The sequence below is a fragment of the Caulobacter sp. GW821-FHT12A07 genome, assembly GCF_058807655.1.
Map to the genome: position 1 here is coordinate 117,754 of NZ_JBXAQX010000006.1, position 16,887 is coordinate 134,640.

The 16,887-nt window shown below is 69.5% G+C and carries 14 protein-coding genes and 3 tRNA genes; 12 read left to right on the forward strand and 5 right to left on the reverse strand.

Annotated elements, in window-relative coordinates:
• Positions 1–76: 76 nt before the first annotated feature.
• A tRNA-Arg gene (locus AC1RRS_RS14235) sits at positions 77–153 on the reverse strand.
• A 276-nt stretch (positions 154–429) separates the two neighbouring features.
• Here AC1RRS_RS14235 and ggt point away from each other — a divergent pair.
• Positions 430–2,187, forward strand: a complete 1,758-nt coding sequence (gene ggt / locus AC1RRS_RS14240; protein WP_492855729.1) for a gamma-glutamyltransferase — start codon at positions 430–432, stop codon at positions 2,185–2,187.
• 141 nt (positions 2,188–2,328) lie between these two features.
• On the opposite strand, the gene AC1RRS_RS14245 is transcribed toward ggt, so the two are convergent.
• A complete protein-coding gene (locus tag AC1RRS_RS14245; protein WP_110121666.1) occupies positions 2,329–2,760 on the reverse strand; it encodes an acyl-CoA thioesterase in 432 nt (143 codons plus the stop codon).
• Between the two features lies 1 nt (position 2,761).
• On the reverse strand, positions 2,762–3,043 hold the full coding sequence (locus AC1RRS_RS14250) for a zinc-finger domain-containing protein (RefSeq protein ID WP_487290676.1): 282 nt from the start codon (positions 3,041–3,043) through the stop codon (positions 2,762–2,764).
• Between the two features lie 153 nt (positions 3,044–3,196).
• Between AC1RRS_RS14250 and AC1RRS_RS14255 the strand changes: the two genes are divergently transcribed.
• Positions 3,197–4,159: an ABC transporter ATP-binding protein gene (locus AC1RRS_RS14255; RefSeq protein WP_487290677.1), complete on the forward strand. Its 963-nt coding sequence runs from the start codon at positions 3,197–3,199 to the stop codon at positions 4,157–4,159.
• Positions 4,160–4,374: 215 nt separating this feature from the next.
• On the opposite strand, the gene AC1RRS_RS14260 is transcribed toward AC1RRS_RS14255, so the two are convergent.
• Positions 4,375–5,289, reverse strand: coding sequence for a 5'-methylthioadenosine/S-adenosylhomocysteine nucleosidase (locus AC1RRS_RS14260; protein ID WP_492855730.1), 915 nt, complete (start codon positions 5,287–5,289; stop codon positions 4,375–4,377).
• A gap of 137 nt (positions 5,290–5,426) precedes the next feature.
• Here AC1RRS_RS14260 and AC1RRS_RS14265 point away from each other — a divergent pair, with 137 nt between their 5' ends.
• The 5 genes from AC1RRS_RS14265 (at position 5,427) to AC1RRS_RS14285 (ending at position 8,602) form a co-directional block, all read left to right on the forward strand.
• The gene (locus tag AC1RRS_RS14265; protein ID WP_492855731.1) at positions 5,427–6,515 is read left to right on the forward strand and encodes a purine nucleoside permease; all 1,089 of its coding nucleotides are present in this window, start codon (positions 5,427–5,429) and stop codon (positions 6,513–6,515) included.
• 3 nt (positions 6,516–6,518) lie between these two features.
• Positions 6,519–7,835: an NCS2 family permease gene (locus AC1RRS_RS14270; RefSeq protein WP_492855733.1), complete on the forward strand. Its 1,317-nt coding sequence runs from the start codon at positions 6,519–6,521 to the stop codon at positions 7,833–7,835.
• Positions 7,836–7,893: 58 nt separating this feature from the next.
• Positions 7,894–7,970, forward strand: a tRNA-Arg gene (locus AC1RRS_RS14275).
• Between the two features lie 21 nt (positions 7,971–7,991).
• Positions 7,992–8,068 (forward strand) — tRNA-Arg (locus AC1RRS_RS14280).
• Positions 8,069–8,140: 72 nt separating this feature from the next.
• Positions 8,141–8,602, forward strand: coding sequence for a low molecular weight protein-tyrosine-phosphatase (locus AC1RRS_RS14285; protein ID WP_492855735.1), 462 nt, complete (start codon positions 8,141–8,143; stop codon positions 8,600–8,602).
• A gap of 119 nt (positions 8,603–8,721) precedes the next feature.
• Here the strand turns inward: AC1RRS_RS14285 and AC1RRS_RS14290 are convergent, their stop codons facing one another.
• The gene (locus AC1RRS_RS14290) at positions 8,722–9,369 is read right to left on the reverse strand and encodes a TetR/AcrR family transcriptional regulator (protein WP_110120406.1); all 648 of its coding nucleotides are present in this window, start codon (positions 9,367–9,369) and stop codon (positions 8,722–8,724) included.
• A gap of 181 nt (positions 9,370–9,550) precedes the next feature.
• Here AC1RRS_RS14290 and AC1RRS_RS14295 point away from each other — a divergent pair, with 181 nt between their 5' ends.
• The 5 genes from AC1RRS_RS14295 to AC1RRS_RS14315 all read left to right on the forward strand — a co-directional run bounded on the left by AC1RRS_RS14295 (position 9,551) and on the right by AC1RRS_RS14315 (position 16,682).
• Positions 9,551–9,718 carry a hypothetical protein gene (locus AC1RRS_RS14295; protein ID WP_487290672.1) on the forward strand — a complete coding sequence of 56 codons (168 nt, stop codon included), beginning with the start codon at positions 9,551–9,553 and terminating at the stop codon, positions 9,716–9,718.
• A gap of 62 nt (positions 9,719–9,780) precedes the next feature.
• Positions 9,781–10,956, forward strand: a complete 1,176-nt coding sequence (locus AC1RRS_RS14300) for an efflux RND transporter periplasmic adaptor subunit (protein WP_492855736.1) — start codon at positions 9,781–9,783, stop codon at positions 10,954–10,956.
• Between the two features lie 177 nt (positions 10,957–11,133).
• Positions 11,134–14,316 (forward strand): efflux RND transporter permease subunit, encoded by a 3,183-nt coding sequence (locus tag AC1RRS_RS14305; protein WP_492855738.1) that lies wholly within the window; start codon positions 11,134–11,136, stop codon positions 14,314–14,316.
• A 157-nt stretch (positions 14,317–14,473) separates the two neighbouring features.
• A complete protein-coding gene (locus AC1RRS_RS14310) occupies positions 14,474–15,868 on the forward strand; it encodes an efflux transporter outer membrane subunit (RefSeq protein WP_492855739.1) in 1,395 nt (464 codons plus the stop codon).
• Positions 15,869–16,049: 181 nt separating this feature from the next.
• Positions 16,050–16,682, forward strand: coding sequence for a flavin reductase family protein (locus tag AC1RRS_RS14315; protein ID WP_492855740.1), 633 nt, complete (start codon positions 16,050–16,052; stop codon positions 16,680–16,682).
• Positions 16,683–16,887 lie beyond the last annotated feature (205 nt).

Sequence of the window (16,887 nt, forward strand, 5' to 3'; positions counted from 1 at the left end):
ACCCCGACTAAAAAGCAAAATTAGTCGGGGGCGCTCACCGCGCCACCGGTTAAGTGTATGATTTTCTTGGAGAAAATGGCGCGCCCGGAACGATTCGAACGTCCGACCCTCAGATTCGTAGTCTGATGCTCTATCCAGCTGAGCTACGGGCGCGCACTGCCTTGCGGCGAGGCGGGGGAAATAGCCCGGACCCCGGGGGTGTGCAAGCGTCTTGTCGAAAAAAGTCGCCGAGTCCGGTGGATAAGTGGGCGAATCCTTGTGCTGTAACGGTTTCAACGGCCGGAAAAGATGTCGCAGGGGCGTGGGACCGTGTTTTTTGCGAGCGCGCTGGCGGCGGCGGGGGCATGGTTCGTCGAATCTCCGTCCCGGGAGTCGGCTTTGAAGCCGCTCGCCAGGACCTGTTCCGCGCTCCGTTCCGAGGATCCGCCCATGCGCCTGCCCGTTCTCGCCGCCCTCGCCGTCCTGACCGCTTGCGGAGGGATCGCCGGCTGCGCGACGCCGGCGGCGGTGGCCAAGGACAGGCCGGCCGCGGTCACGGCGCCGAGCACGGATGGCGCCGCGGCCGCCTACAGCCCGCGCGGCATGGTCGCCACGGCCAATCCGCTGGCCACCGAGGCGGGGCTGCGGGTGCTGCGCGAAGGCGGCTCGGCCGTCGATGCGGCGGTGGCCGTGCAGGCGGTGCTGGGGCTGGTCGAGCCGCAGAGCTCGGGCCTGGGCGGCGGCTCGTTCCTGGTGGTCTACGACGCCAAGACCGGCAAGGTGACGGCCTATGACGGGCGCGAGACCGCGCCCGCCGCCGCGACGCCGGCCCTGTTCCTGGGCGACGACGGCAAGCCCGTGCCGTTCATCTCGGCGGTGCTGTCGGGCCGCTCGACCGGCGTGCCGGGCGCGGTCGGCATGCTGGCCCAGGCCCAGAAGGAGCACGGCGCCATCGCCTGGGACCGCCTGTTCCTCGACGCCGAAAAGCTGGCCGACCAGGGCTTCACCGTCAGCCCGCGCCTGGCCTCGATGATCAACGGCCGCTCGCCCCAGGGAAAGACGCCCGACGCGACCGCCTATTTCACCAAGCCCGACGGCCAGCGCTACCAGGCCGGCGAGACGCTGAAGAACCCGGCCTACGCCGCCACGGTGCGCCGCCTGGCCGCCGAGGGGCCGTCGGCCCTCTATGAAGGCCCGCTGGCGCAGGCGATCGTCGCCAAGCTGCACGAGGGCGAGCGGCCCTCGGCCATGACCCTGGCGGATCTGAAGACCTACAAGCCGCGCAGCGCCGACGCCCTCTGCCGGCCGTGGAAGGTCTACACCGTCTGCGTGCCCAACCCGTCGTCGAGCGGGGTGTCGCTGCTGCAGGCCCTGCTGATGCTCGAGCACACCGACATCGACAAGCGCGGCCCCAAGGACCCGATCGCCTGGACCCAGATCGCCGAGGCCGAACGCGTCATGTACGCCGACCGCGACCGCTATGTCGGCGATTCGGGCAAGGTGACCGTGCCGGTCGAGGGTCTGCTGGACCCGGCCTATGTCAAGGAACGCGCCAAGCTGATCGGCGAGACGGCCGGCCCGGTCCCCACCTTCGGCCTGCCCAAGGGCGCGCCCAAGGTCGGCCCGGACTCGACGATCGAGCCGGGCGGCACCACCCACTTCGTCATCGTCGATCCGGCCGGCAACGTGGTGTCGATGACCACCACGGTCGAGAGCATCTTCGGTTCGGGCCGGATGGTCGGCGGCTTCTTCCTCAACAACCAGCTGACCGACTTCAACTTCGCGCCGATCGACAAGGACGGCCTGCCCGGCGCCAACGCCGTGGCCGGGGGCAAGCGTCCGCGCTCGTCGATGTCGCCGCTGATCGTGCTCGACAGGAAGGGCAAGTTCCTGGCCGCCGTCGGCTCGCCGGGCGGCTCGGCGATCCTGTCCTATAACCTCAAGGCCATGGTCGGCGTGTTCGACTGGGGCCTGTCGATGCAGGACGCCGTCGCCCTGCCCAACCTGGTGGCGCGCGGCGACGTGTTCTCGGGCGAGGTCGACCGCTTCGGCCCGGAGTTGACGGCGGCCCTGCAGGCGCGCGGCGTGCTGGTCAAGGAAGGCCAGAACGAGAATTCGGGCCTGCACGGGGTGATCGTGCGCAAGGGCGGCGTGCTGGAAGGCGGCGCGGATCCGCGTCGCGAAGGCGTGGCGAAGGGGTTGGAATAGTCCGGCAAATCCTCCCCCTTTGGGGGAGGTGGCCCGGAGGGCCGGAGGGGGTAGCGCCGGCGCTGGACCCCCTCAGTCGCTACGCGACAGCTCCCCCAGAGGGGGAGCATCTCCCGATCCGCCTTAAGGCCCCGATCCGCCTTAAGGCAAAGGCCTCGGCTTGCGGTCTTCGCCGATGGCGACGAACGTGAACACGCCTTGGGTCACCTTGTGGGCCTTTTCGCCGTCGCGGCGGCGGCGCCAGGCTTCGACCTCGACCTTCAGCGAGGTGCGCCCCGTGTGGACGATGCGGGCGAAGAGACTCACCTCGTCGCCGACGAACACCGGGCTGATGAACACCATGCCGTCGACGGCGATGGTGGCGCAGCGGCCGGCGGCGCGGTGGAAGGCGATCGAGGCCGCCGCGAGGTCCATCTGCGACAGCAGCCAGCCGCCGAAGATGTCGCCTTCGGGGTTGGTGTCCGACGGCATGGCGATGGCGCGCAGGACCGGCGGGTCGTGCGGCCACTCGGCTGCTTCCCACGCCTGGGCGAGGGTCTCGGCGCGGGGGCCGGAGAGGCTGGAATCGTCCAACTTAGTGACCGCCGGGGCCTTCGTAGACGCCGGGGGCGAGCTGCTCGTCCTCGTCGTGGCCGGCGTGCGAGGCGGCGATGAAGCGGCGGTCGCAATAGGGACAGTCGACCGAGCCGGCCGCGCCCATCTCCAGCCACACGCGCGGGTGGCCCAGCGCCCCACCGACGCCTTCGCAGGCGATGCGGTGCGAATGGACGTGGACGATTTCCGGGGCCGGGCCGGCGGTGACAGCGACGTCCATGCCCGTGGGGGCGGTCGGAGCTTCGGACTTGGCCTTGGCCATGGGAACTAACCTTCGAATTCTGAGCGCGGCCTTGGCTAGGCGGCGAACGAGGCATACCTATGCGACGCGTCGGCGCCACGTCAATTCGGGCAAGGCGCCGCGCCTTCGTTTTCAAAGCCTTCGGCCCCGCGACGGGCCTTGATTGGACGCTTCATGGACCTGCCTGCCTACGCGATCGAAGCCGAGGGCCTGTTCAAGACCTATCCCGCCACCAAGACCGCGCCGGAGAAGCGGGCGCTGAACGGCATCGACCTGAAGGTGCCGCGCGGCTCGATCTTCGGGCTGCTGGGTCCGAACGGGGCTGGAAAGTCGACCTTCATCAACATTCTGGCCGGCCTGACCCGCAAGTCGTCGGGCACGGTGCGGATCTGGGGCCGCGACATCGACGAGCGCCCGCGCGACGCCCGCGCCGCCATCGGCGTGGTGCCGCAGGAACTGGCCGCCGACGTCTTCTTCACCCCGCGCGAGTCGCTGGAGGTGCAGGCCGGCTATTACGGCGTGCCCAAGAACGAGCGCCGCACGGACGAGCTGCTCAATGCGCTGGGCCTGGGCGACAAGGCGAATGCTTACGTCCGCCAGCTGTCGGGCGGCATGAAGCGGCGTCTGATGGTGGCCAAGGCCATGGTCCACCAGCCGCCGGTGCTGATCCTCGACGAGCCGACCGCCGGCGTCGACGTCGAGCTGCGCCGCCAGCTGTGGGAATATGTGAAGGGCCTGCACGAGCTGGGCGTGACCATCGTGCTGACCACCCACTATCTGGAAGAGGCCCAGGAACTCTGCGACCAGATCGCCATCGTCAACCGCGGCGAGGTCGTGGTCTGCGAGCCGACCCCGACGCTGCTGGGCCGGATGGACATCCGCAACGTGGTGGTGACCCCCGAGAGCCCGCTGGCGACGCCGCCGGCGCTGGAAGGCTTCGACACCAAGGGCCGCGCCGGCGGGGCCTTCTCGGTCAGCTACCGCACCGGCCAGTCGAGCGTCGAACACGTGCTGGCCGCCGTGCGCGGGGCTGGCGTGTCGATCAAGGACATCGCGACCGAAGATCCGGACCTGGAGGACGTGTTCGTGTCGCTGACCTACGGCGATCCGAACGCCAAGGATCCGTTGAAGACCTGAGGCGGAGGCCGTCTACGGAAAACCTCTCCCATGGGGAGAGGGAGGGGCCCGCGCCGAAGGCGTGGGAGGGTGAGGGGGTAAGACGTCTGCCGTCTCGTCCCCTTTTGACCCTGCCCTGTCCGGAAAGTCCGAAACCCCTCACCCTCCCATGCTGCGCATGGGCCCCTCCCTCTCCCTATGGGAGAGGTGGATTTGGGCTGGGAGAGGTCTGCTTACTACGGCAACGCCTTCACAAACGCCCGCACCACCGTCGCGGAGTTATCCGCCGCCAGGCGCAGGAACACCGGGAACTGGTTGGTCGCCGGGTCGCCGCCGGCCAGGTCCGACAGGCTGCGGAAGGCGATGAACGGGGTCTTGTTGACATAGGCCACCTGGGCCACGGCGGCGCTCTCCATGTCGAGCACCCGGGCGCCGAAGGTCTTGTGGGCGTAGTCGCGGAAGGCGGCGTTGTCGACGAACACCGGGCCCGAGCCGCCGGCCCCGCCGACCACCACCTTGGGCGGCTTGGTCAGGCACTGGTCGGCGGCGCAGCGCTTCAGGGCCAGGCCTTCGACCGACTGGCGCGCCAGGGCGATCAGGGCCGGATCGGCGGCGAAGGAGAGCTTGTCTTCCGCCTTGGCCGGGTCCTGGTTCACCGTCACGGCGCGCGGATGCATCATGCCGAAATTGGGCAGGTCGCTGACCAGGCCGGGCGTCGGGGCGAAGCCGCCCGGAACCTCGCGGGCATAGGCCATCTCGGAGGTCTGGGCCCAGGTCTCCGGCGCCACCACGTCGCCGACCTCGAGTTCTGGATCGGCCCCGCCGGCCACGCCGGAGAACACGATGCGGACGACATGGAAGCGATCGAGGGCCGCTTGGGTGGTCATGGCCGCATTGACCATGCTGATCCCCGACAGGAACAGCACCACCGGCTTGCCCTCCAGCTTGCCCGTCACGTAGCGCGTGCCGGCGGCGACATATTCGTGCTTGTCGGCGGTCGCCGCCTCCAGCGCCGCCATCTCCGGCGGGAAGGCGCTGACCACGGCCGTGCGCGGCGCGGCGTCCAGGCGCTCGGCGGCGTTCGCGGCAATCGGCGCGCCGATCGGCGTCAGCAGAAGAGCGCAGGCGAGGGCGGTCGAGGCGATACGCATGGGGGGAGGCTTCCGATGGTCGATTCGGCGGCACCCTAGCCTCGCGCGCGCCGCCGCCGGAAGGGCCGACGTCCAGCCTGTTGCATCGTCCGCCGGTTCCGACGACTTTCGCGCCGTTTTAAGTAAGCGGGGCAGGCATGAGGGCTTGGATTCTAAGAACATTGGTCGCTTTGGCGACCATTTTGGGGACGGTCCTCCTGGGCGCGAGCGTCCCCGGCCTGGCCCAGGCGGCCGCCAAGCCGATCCCGATCCCCATCCCGATCAAGGTCGTGGTCGTCACCACCTTCGAGATCGGGGCCGACACCGGCGACGTCGCCGGCGAGTTCCAGCCCTGGGTCGAGGGCTGGCCGCTGAAGCGTGAGATCAAGGTGCCGGGTATCCGCCACGTCGCCCGTTATTCCGACGACGGCGTGCTGGCCATCGTCAGCGACATGCGCGGCCGCACCCGTGAGAGCGTCGCGGCCCTGATCCTGTCGGACCAGTTCGATCTCTCCCACGCCTACTGGATCGTCAGCGGCATCGCCGGCGTCGATCCGGCCTCGGCCTCGGTGGGCAGCGCCGCCTGGGCCCGCTACGTCGTCGACGCCGACCCGATCTACGAGGTCGACGATCGCGAGATCCCGGCCGACTGGCCCTACGGCCTCTATTCCAACGACGCCGACCGTCCTAACGTGAAGGGCAAGGCCGAGGGCTCCAGCGCCATGGCCTGGACGCTTGATCGCGGCCTGGTCGACTGGGCCTACGCCCTGACCAAGGACGTCAAGCTGCCCGACAATGCGGATCTGGTGAAACTGCGCGCCGGCTATGTGAAGGAGCCCAACGCGGCCCGCCCGCCGTTCGTGCTGCAAGGCGACGCCCTGGGCACGGTGCGGTTCTGGCACGGTACGCAGCGCACCCAGTGGGCGCGCGACTGGGTCAAGCTCTGGACCGACGGCGCGGGGACCTTCACCATGAGCGACTGCGAAGACCAGGGGATCCTCGACGTGCTCGACGCCCATGCCGACAGCGGCCGCATCGACCGGCGCCGGGTGCTGGTGCTGCGCACGGCCAGCAACTACACGCGCCCGCCCCTGGGAGAGCCGACCTTCCCGCGCGTGCTGCACGACGACGGCGCCAAGGCCGGCTTCGAAGCCGAATTCCTGGTCGGGGGCGTCGTCGCCCGCGACCTCGTCAAGCACTGGGATCGCTACGCGCGCGCCCTGCCTACTCCGGCCGGAGGCCGATAAGCCATGCTCGAACGTCTCTTCCACCTGAAGGCCCAGGGCACCAACGTCCGCACCGAGGTGCTGGCGGGTCTGACCACCTTCATGACCATGGCCTATATCGTCGTGGTCAATCCGGCGATCCTGGGCGAGGCCGGCATGCCGGTGGCCGCCGTCGCCGCCGCCACCTGCCTGGCCGCTGGGCTCGGCTCGATCCTGATGGGGCTGATCGCCAACTACCCGCTGGCCCTGGCCCCCGGCATGGGCCTCAACGCCTACTTCACCTACACCGTGGTCAAGGGCATGGGCGTGCCGTGGGAAACCGCGCTCGGCTGCGTGTTCATCTCGGGCGTGGCCTTCCTGATCCTGACCGTCGCCGGCATCCGCCAGATGATCGTGGCCGCCATCCCCCGGCCGCTGTTCTCCGCCGTCGCGGCGGGGGTGGGCCTCTTCATCGCCTTCATCGGCCTGAAGGACGCCGGCGTCATCGTCGCCAACCCGGCCACGGCCGTGGCCCTGGGCGACCTGACCACCCCGACGGCGGCCCTGGCCCTGATCGGCCTCGTGGTCATCGCCGCCCTGCAGGCCTGGCGGGTGAAGGGCGCGATCCTGATCGGCATCCTGCTGGCCGCCATCGCCGGCTGGCTGCTGGGCCTGTCGAAGTTCACCCCCGGCGCCTACAGCCTGACCGACCTCTCGGCCACCTTCCTGAAGATGGACGTGGGCGCGGCCCTGCACCTGCGCGGCGGCATGGGCGTCGCCCTGCTCGAGATCATCTTCGTCTTCCTGTTCGTCGACCTCTTCGACAATGTCGGCACCCTGGTCGCCGTCACCAAGAAGGCCGGCCTCGTGCAGGAGGACGGCACGATCCCGCGCCTCAACCGCATCCTCACCGCCGATTCCGCCGCCACCATGATCGGCGCCGCGGCCGGCACCAGCACGGTGTGCAGCTACATCGAGAGCGCCTCGGGCGTCACCGCCGGCGGCCGGACCGGCCTGACGGCCGTGGTGGTCGGCATCCTGTTCCTTATCACCCTGTTCTTCGCCCCGCTGGTCCAGGCCATTCCCGCCGCCGCCACGGCCCCGGCCCTGGTGCTGGTGGGGGCGCTGATGATCGGCTCGCTGGCCGAAGTCGACTGGAACGACCCGACCGTGGCCATCCCGGCCTTCCTGACGGTGATCACCATCCCGCTGACCTTCTCGATCGCCAACGGCCTGGCGTTCGGCATCACCAGCTACGCGATCCTCAAGGCCGCGACGGGCAAGCTGCGCAAGGGCGACTGGCTGCTGGTGGTCCTCGCCGCGCTCTTCGTGCTGCGCTTCGTCTATCTGGCGAAAGGCTGACCAAAACCCTTTGCGCAGGCGCGGCTTTCGGCTAAGACCGCGCTTCCGCAAGGCGGATGCACCCGTAGCTCAGCTGGATAGAGCGTTGCCCTCCGAAGGCAAAGGTCACACGTTCGAATCGTGTCGGGTGCGCCAGTCTCTCTTGCCGAAAAATGCGCGCCCGTAGCTCAGCTGGATAGAGCATCAGACTACGAATCTGAGGGTCGGACGTTCGAATCGTTCCGGGCGCGCCATTTTCTTCTCCTAGAAGATCTCCTGAAAAATCAGAGTTGTCGGCGCGGCGGGTTTTGGCCTAGCGGTTCGTCATGACCGTTTCCGTGCTGTTCGTCTGCCTGGGCAACATCTGTCGCTCGCCGCTGGCCGAGGCCGCGTTTCGGCTGGAGGCCGAGCGGCTGGGGCTGGACGTCGTCGTGGACTCGGCGGGGACCGGTGGCTGGCATGCGGGCGATCCGCCGGATCGGCGGGCCCAGGCGACGGCGCGGCGGCATGGGGTGGAGATCGGGCACTACGCCGCGCGGCAGGTGACGGCCGCCGACTTCGAGCGCTTCGACCACGTGGTGGCGCTGGACCTGGACAATCTGCGGAACCTGAAACGGCTGGCGCCGGCCGGAAGCCGGGCGCGGCTGAGCCTGCTGCTGGATCACGTCGAGGGGCGGACCGGCCAGGCCGTGGCCGATCCGTACTATGGCGATGAGGCGGGGTTCGAGGTGACCTGGGCCGATGCGGTGGCCGGTGCGCGGGGGCTGGCGGCGAAGATCGCGGGCTGACCCCCTCAGTCGCTTCGCGACAGCTCCCCCAGAGGGGGAGCATCTTCTTGGCTCGGCGCTCTTAGATCCTCCCCCTTTGGGGGAGTTGGCCCGGAGGGCCGGAGGGGGCCCAGCAGCCCCTACCGATCCCCCAGGTGCACCCGGATCAAGCTCCGCGCGGCGCGGGCGACCGAGCGGGCGGGGCCGTCGGCGCCGAGGGTGACGCGGGCGGTGTAGGAGCCCTCCATCAGCAGCATCAGCGAGTCGGCCAGCTCGTGGTCGGCCGCGCCGGCGCGGCTGCACAGGTCGATCAGCCGGCCGTGCAGCGAGCGCTTGTAGTTCACCGACACCTGCTGGGCGGGGTGGTTTTCCTCGTGCAGCTCGATGGCGGCGTTCGACAGCGGGCAGCCGTGGATGTTGGTGTCGCAGGCCTTGGTCTCGAAGGCGTCGAAGATCGCCTCCAGCTGGCCGCGCGGATCGCTGCAGCACATGGCCGTGACGCCGTCCCACCAGGCCCAGTATTCGCGCTCCTGCTCGCGCAGGACCTCGGCGACCAGCTCGTCCTTCGACGGGAAGTTCCGGTACAGCGTCATCTTGGTGGCCTCGGCCTCGGCCGCGATGGCCTCGACGCCGACGGCCCGGATGCCGTGCTGGTAGAAGAGCTCGCGGGCCGTCTCGAAGATCCGGTCGCGGGCGGGCCTCTTGGACGCCGGCGGGCCGTCCGGCGCGCACGCCGTCCCGGCTCCCAGCTCCCCCGAGCCGACCTCCCCAGATTTTCTCGCAGCCATTTTCGCAGCACCTCGCCTTGACGTGAGAGTTACCGGTCAGTATCTCTCCGGATGTCAGTGATACCGAACGGTATCGTCACATTCTAGATCGTTATCCGCCATCGCCAAGTCAAGCAACCAGCCTCAAGCAACCGACCCTGCGACATTTCCTCCCTCTTAGCCCCTGAACGGAGCGCAAGCCATGCCGAACGCGAGCGACCTCACAGCCGCCCCCGAAGCCCCGGCCGCTCCCGTGATGGGTTGGCTGACCACCGCCGCCGAACACGGCCGCACCCTCAAGCGCTGGATCGGCCGGACGGCCTCCCAGCCCAAGCCCAGCCGCCGGGCTCGCCGCCCGGCCTGGGAATAGCGTCCCAGCGTAACCCCTCCCCGTCCGCTCCTCCCCGAGCGTCTCTTTCGACAGGTTCCCCGATGCGCCACGCCATCAACACCTTCGCCGGCCTCGCCGCCATGGCGGTCCTGGCCGCCTGCAGCGCCAAGGCCCAGCCCGAGCAAGGCCCCGCCCCCGCCGTCCAGGTCACCGTCGCCGACGTGGCCTTCAAGTCGCTGCGCCAGTGGGACGACTTCACCGGCCGCCTCGAGGCGGTCGACACCGTCGACATCCGTCCCCGGGTCGGCGGCTATGTGAACACCGTCCGCTTCACCGAAGGCGCCTATGTCCGCAAGGGCCAGGTGCTGTTCGAGATCGACCCGCGCCCGTTCCAGGCCGACGCCGCCCGCGCCTCGGCCGAGGTGGCGCGCGCCAAGGCCGGCCTCGATCTGGCCGTCGTCAACCGCGAGCGCGGCCAGCGGCTGATCGACCAGAACGCCCTGGCCCGCAGCGAATTCGACCGGCTGTCGTCGGAAGAAAAGGCCGCCCAGGCCAATCTCGCCGCCGCCCAGGCCGCCCTGCAGACCTCGCGCCTGAACCTGGAATGGACCCGCGTCACCTCGCCGATCGACGGCCGGGTCTCCAAGGCCCTGATCACCCGCGGCAACCTGGTCACCCAGGCCGACATGCTGACGACCGTGGTCTCCGACACGCCGATCTACGCGGCCTTCAGCGCCGACGAGCAGACCTTCCTGAAATACGCCGCCGCCGAGCGCGGCAAGGAAAGCCCGGTCTATATGGGCCTGATGACCGAGGACGGTTATCCGCACGTCGGCAAGCTGGCCTTCATCGACAACGCCCTGGACGCCAAGAGCGGCACGATCAGCGGCCGGGCGATCTTCGCCAACGCCGACGGCCGGTTCACGCCGGGCCTGTTCGCCCGCATCCGCCTGGTCAGCGCCGCGTCACAGACCGTCGCCCTGGCCCCCGACCGGGCGATCGCGACGGATCTGGGCAAGCGCTACGTCATCGTGGTCGGGGCCGACAACAAGGCCCAGTACCGCCCGGTCGAGGTCGGTCCGCTGGCCGGCAACCTGCGGGTCATCCGCCAGGGCCTCAAGCCCGGCGACCGGGTGATCGTCGGCGGCCTGCAAAAGGTGAAACCCGGCGACGCCGTCGCCCCGGTGGCGGTGAAGACCGAGGCCGCCGACCTGGGCCAGCTGGAAGCCGGGCCCCGCAAGGTGGCCGCGGTCGCGACCGCCACGAGCCAGAACTAAAGCCCTCTCCCTTCCCCCTCGATGGGGGAAGGGCCGGGGATGGGGGTGACAGCAGCGCCAGCCGACAGACGCCGGCGCCTCTCACCGCCCTCAGCAGACACCCCCACCCCTGCCCCTCCCCCATCAAAGGGGGAGGGGGTCTCCAAACTCGTCCCTCCTCCCCTCCGGACGCCCGCCATGAACTTCGCAAAATTCTTCGTCGGCAGGCCGCGGTTCGCCGCCGTCCTGTCCATCGTCATCTTTATCGCCGGGCTCGTGGCCCTGCCCAACCTGCCGATCAGCGAGTACCCCGAGGTGGTGCCGCCGACGGTCGTCGTGCGCGCGGCCTATCCCGGCGCCAACCCGTCGGTGATCGGCGAGACGGTCGCCGCCCCGCTGGAACAGGCCATCAACGGCGTCGAGGGGATGATCTACCAGTCGTCCCAATCGGCCTCGGACGGGGCCATGATCCTGACCGTGACCTTCGCGCTCGGCACCGACCTGGATAAGGCCCAGGTGCAGGTGCAGAACCGCGTCGCCCAGGCCCTGCCGAAACTGCCCCAGGAGGTGCAGCGCATCGGCGTGACCACCAACAAGGCCTCGCCCGACCTGACCCTGGTCGTGCACATGATCTCGCCCAACAACCGCTACGACATGCTCTATCTCAGCAACTACGCGCAGCTGAACGTGCGCGACCGGCTGAAGCGCATCGACGGCGTGGGCGACGTGCAGATCTTCGGGGCCGGCGCCTACTCCATGCGGGTGTGGCTGGATCCGGAGAAGGTCGCGGCCCTCGGCATGACCGCCGGCGACGTCGTGCGGGCCCTGCGCGAGCAGAACGTCCAGGTGGCCGCCGGCCAGCTTGGCGCGCCGCCCTCGCCCAATTCGGGCGCCGAGTTCCAGCTGTCGATCAACGCCCCCGGGCGCCTGACCGACGAGGAGCAGTTCCGCGACGTGATCATCCGCGCCGGCGCCGACGGCCAGATCACCCGCCTGGGCGACGTGGCCCGGGTGGAGCTGGGCGCCAACAACTACGCCCTGCGCAGCTTGCTCGACAACAAGTCGGCCGTGGCCGTGCCGATCTTCCAGCGCCCCGGCTCCAACGCCCTGCAGATGGCCGCCGACGTCAAGAAGACCATGCAGGAGCTGAAGAAGGATTTCCCCGAAGGCGTCGACTACGAGATCATCTACGACACCACCGCCTTCGTGCAGGAGAGCATCGACTCGGTGGTCCACACCCTGATCGAGGCCATCATCCTGGTGGTCATCGTGGTGGTGATCTTCCTGCAAGGCTGGCGCGCCTCGGTGATCCCGCTGCTGGCCGTGCCGGTGTCGCTGATCGGCACCTTCGCCATCATGCTGCTGCTGGGCTTCGGGCTGAACGCGCTGACCCTGTTCGGCCTAGTGCTGGCCATCGGCATCGTCGTCGACGACGCCATCGTCGTGGTCGAGAACGTCGAGCGGCACATCACCAACGGCCTCTCCCCGCCCGAGGCCACCCGCAAGGCGATGAGCGAGGTCACCGGCCCGATCATCGCCGTGGCCCTGGTGCTCTGCGCCGTCTTCATCCCCACGGCCTTCATCACCGGCCTGTCGGGCCAGTTCTACCGCCAGTTCGCCCTGACCATCGCCATCTCGACGATCATCTCGGCGATCAACTCCCTGACCCTGTCGCCGGCCCTGGCCGCCGTGCTCCTGAAGTCACACGACGCGCCCAAGGACCGCTTCCAGAAGCTGATCGACCGCGCTTTGGGCTGGCTGTTCACGCCGTTCAACAAGGTCTTCCACCGCGCCTCGAACGGCTACGTCCGCGGCGTCAAGGCGACCCTGGGCCGCTCGACCGCCTCGCTGTTCGTCTATGGCGGCCTCCTGCTGCTGACGGGCCTGGCCTTCGCCCGCACCCCGTCCGGCTTCGTGCCGCAGCAGGACAAGGCCTATGTGGTCGCCGTCGTGCAACTGCCCGACGCCGCCTCGCTGGACCGCACCGAGGCCGTGATCAAGCAGATGGGCGACATCGCCATGAAGACCCCGGGCATCGAGCACTCGGTGGCCTTCCCCGGCCTGTCGGCCAACGGCTTCATCAACAGCCCCAACGCCGGCGCGGTGTTCTTCCCGCTCAGCGACTTCAAGGACCGTCGCGGCAAGGAGTTGTCGGCCAACGCCATCGTCGGCCAGCTGAACCAGAAGTTCGCCGCCATCCCCGACGCCCAGATCGCGGTCTTCCCCCCGCCGTCCGTGCAGGGGCTGGGCACCATCGGCGGCTTCCGCATGCAGATCGTCGACAAGGCGGGCCTGGGTTCGGACGAGCTCTACAAGGCCACCCAGAACATCATCGCCAAGGCGCAGAAGGATCCGGCCCTGGCCGGCGTCTTCTCCAGCTACCAGGTCAGCGTGCCCAAGATCCAGGCCGACATCGACCGCGAGAAGGCCCGCGCCCAGGGCGTGTCGCTGACCGACCTCTTCGAGACCCTGCAGGTCTATCTGGGCTCGCTGTACGTCAACGACTTCAACCGCTTCGGGCGGACCTACGAGGTCAACGTCCAGGCCGACCAGAGCTTCCGCCTGCAACCCGAGCAGATGCTGCGCCTGCAGACCCGCAACGGCGCCGGCCAGATGATCCCGCTGGGCTCATTCATCAGCTTCAAGGAGGCCACCGGTCCCGACCGCGAGATGCACTACAACGGCATGCTGACCGCCGAGATCAACGGCGGCCCCGCGCCGGGCTTCTCGACCGGCCAGGCCCAGAAGGCCCTCGAGGAACTGGCCAAGCAGGAACTCCCGGCCGGCATGGGCTTCGAATGGACCGAGCTGACCTACCAGCAGATCCTGGCCGGCAACACGGCGATCTACATCTTCCCGCTGTGCGTGCTCCTGGCCTTCCTGGTTCTGGTCGCGCAGTACGAAAGCTGGAGCCTGCCGCTGGTGGTGATCCTGATCGTCCCCATGACCCTGCTGTCGGCCCTGGCCGGCGTGCTGGTCACCGGCGGCGACAACAACATCTTCACCCAGATCGGCCTGATCGTGCTGGTGGGGCTGGCGTGCAAGAACGCCATCCTGATCGTCGAGTTCGCCCGCGAACGCGAGATCGAGGGCGACACGCCGCTGAAAGCGGTGCTGGAAGCCTGCCGCCTGCGCCTGCGTCCCATCCTGATGACCTCGATCGCCTTCATCATGGGCGTCTGGCCGCTGGTGGTGTCGCACGGGGCCGGGGCCGAGATGCGCCGGGCCATGGGCGTGGCGGTGTTCTCCGGCATGCTGGGCGTCACCGTCTTCGGCCTGATCCTGACGCCGGTCTTCTACTACGTGATCCGCCGTCTCAGCGGCTCGCGCTCGCTGGTGAAGAGCCAGCCCGCGCCGGCCGTGGAAGTGGAGGCCCACTGACCAACCTTCCCCTCCCCCTTCCCCTCCCCCGCGATGGGGGAGGGGCCAGGGGCGGGGGTGAACGCTGCGTCGGCCGGCGCCCCTTCCCCAACCGCCCAGACCCCCCCATCCCCGACCCTTCCTCCATCAAGGGGGAAGGGAGACTCCCGAGGCTCCCATGACCCTCTTCCGCACAACCCTCATCGCCGGCGCCTCGCTGCTGGCCACGGCCTGCGCCGTCGGCCCCAACTACAAGGCCCCCGTCGTCGCCCCCATCGCCCTGCAGAACGCCGCGCCCGCGGTCGCCTCCACCGCCGCCCCCGAGGCCCAGTGGTGGAAGGCGTTCGGCGACCCGACGCTCGACGCCCTGGTGACCCAGGCCCTCTCCACCAATCTCGACCTCGAGATCGCCGTGGCCCGGGTGAACGAGGCCCGCGCCCTCTTCAAGGACGCCCGCCTCGACGCCGCCCCGCGCGTCACCGCCACCGGGACCTACGCCGCCGCCGACCAGCAGCAGCCCACCTCGAACGGCCAGCGCGTCTATGGCGACACCTACCAGGCCGGCTTCGACGCCGCCTGGGAGCTCGATCTCTTCGGCCGCGTGCGCCGGGGCGTGCAGGCCGCCAGCGCCGAGGCCGGCGCGGCCCAGGCCGACCTGCGCGACGCCCAGGTCACCGTCGCCGCTGAGGTGGCCCGCAATTATCTGGAACTGCGCGGCGCCCAGGCCCGGCTGGCGGTCGCCCGCCGCAACCTTGAGACCCAGCGCGAGACCCTGCGCCTGACCCGCGTGCGGTTCGAGGCCGGGGCCGGCGGGGCCATCGACGTCGCCAGCGCCGAGGCCCGCCTCAAGGCCACCGAAAGCGCCATCCCCGAACTGGTCACCGCCGAGACCCGGGCCAACTACCGCCTCGCCGTCCTGACCGGCCAGCGGCCCGGCGCCCTCGACGTCCAGCTGAAGCCGCGCGCCCAGGATCCGGCCCCGCTGGTCACGGCCCTGCCGATCGGCGACGCCTCGACCTTCCTGCGCCGCCGGCCCGACGTGCAGGCGGCCGAGCGGCGGCTGGCGGCCCAGACCGCCAAGGTCGGGGTGGCCACGGCCGACCTCTTCCCGCGTGTCCGCGTCACCGGCTTCGTCGGCTTCCTCACCGGCACCGCCTCCGGCTTCGGCAACAGCGCCAGCCAGGCCTGGTCGGTGGCCCCCTCGGTCAGCTGGCCCGCCCTCGACCTCGGCGGCGCCCACGCGCGGCTGAAGGCGGCGCAGGCCCGCAACGACGCGGCCCTGGCGGCCTACGACAAGGCCGTGCTGACGGCCATTGAGGACCTGGAGACGGCCCTCGTTTCCTACCGCCAGCGCCAGGCGCGTCTCGCCAGCCTCGCCGACCAGGCCGCCGCCTCCCGCCGCGCCGCCGAACTGGCGCGGATCCAGTACAAGGAAGGCGGCATCGACTTCCTCGTCTTGCTCGATGCGGAGCGGACGCTGCTGAGCGCCGAGGACGCCCTGACCGTGGCCGAGACGGGCGTGAACACGGATGTCGTGGCGATCTACAAGGCGCTGGGCGGGGGGTGGTCCTGATCCTTCTCCCCTTGCGGGAGAAGGTGGCGGCCGAAGGCCGACGGATGAGGGGTCGCTCGAACAGTTCTGAGAGACCCCTCACCCGACCTCCCTCCGGGAGGCCACCCTCTCCCGCAAGGGGAGAGGGTTCAAAAAGGCCTCCCCCGTCCCTACCTGCACAGCTCCACCGAGGAGCCCCCGCATGGCCGCCGCCGACGCCCACCAGTACCAGCCCCGCGACGGCCACGGCCTGGCCCATGATCCGTTCAATTCCATCGTCGGCCCGCGCCCGATCGGCTGGATCTCGACGATCGACGCGGAAGGCCGCCGCAACCTGGCGCCCTACAGCTTCTTCAACGCCTTCAACTACACCCCGCCGATCGTCGGCTTCGCCAGCACCGGCTGGAAGGACACCGTGGCCAACATCCAGGCCACCGGCGTGTTCTGCTGGAACCTGGCCACCCGCGACCTGGCGGCGGCGATGAACATCACCTCCGCCCCCGCCGCCCCCGGCCAGGACGAGTTCGAACTGGCCGGCCTGACGCCGGTTGAAAGCAGCCTGGTCGCCGCGCCGCGCGTGCTGGAGAGCCCGGTGAACTTCGAGTGCCGCCTGACCCAGTCGTTCAAGCTGACCAATGCGAACGGCGACGAGGTCGAGACCTGGATGACCTTCGGCGAAGTCGTCGCCGTCCACATCGACCGCCGCCTGATCCGCGCCGATGGCGTCTATGACGCGCCCGCCGGCGAGCCGATCCTGCGCTGGGGCGGCCGCGGCGACTACGTCGCCGTCGAGCCCTCGGCGCTGTTCGAGATGATCCGACCGACCAAGGCGTGACTCTAAACCACCTCTCCCAGAGGGAGAGGGAGGGGCCCATGCGCAGCATGGGAGGGTGAGGGGTTAGGGACCTTTCCGGACGGGGCAGGGTCGAAGGAGATGAGACGGTCGACGTCTTACCCCCTCACCCTCCCACGCCTTCGGCGCGGGCCCCTCCCTCTCCCCATGGGAGAGGTGAATTCAAAGTCGCCCCAAACAAAAACCC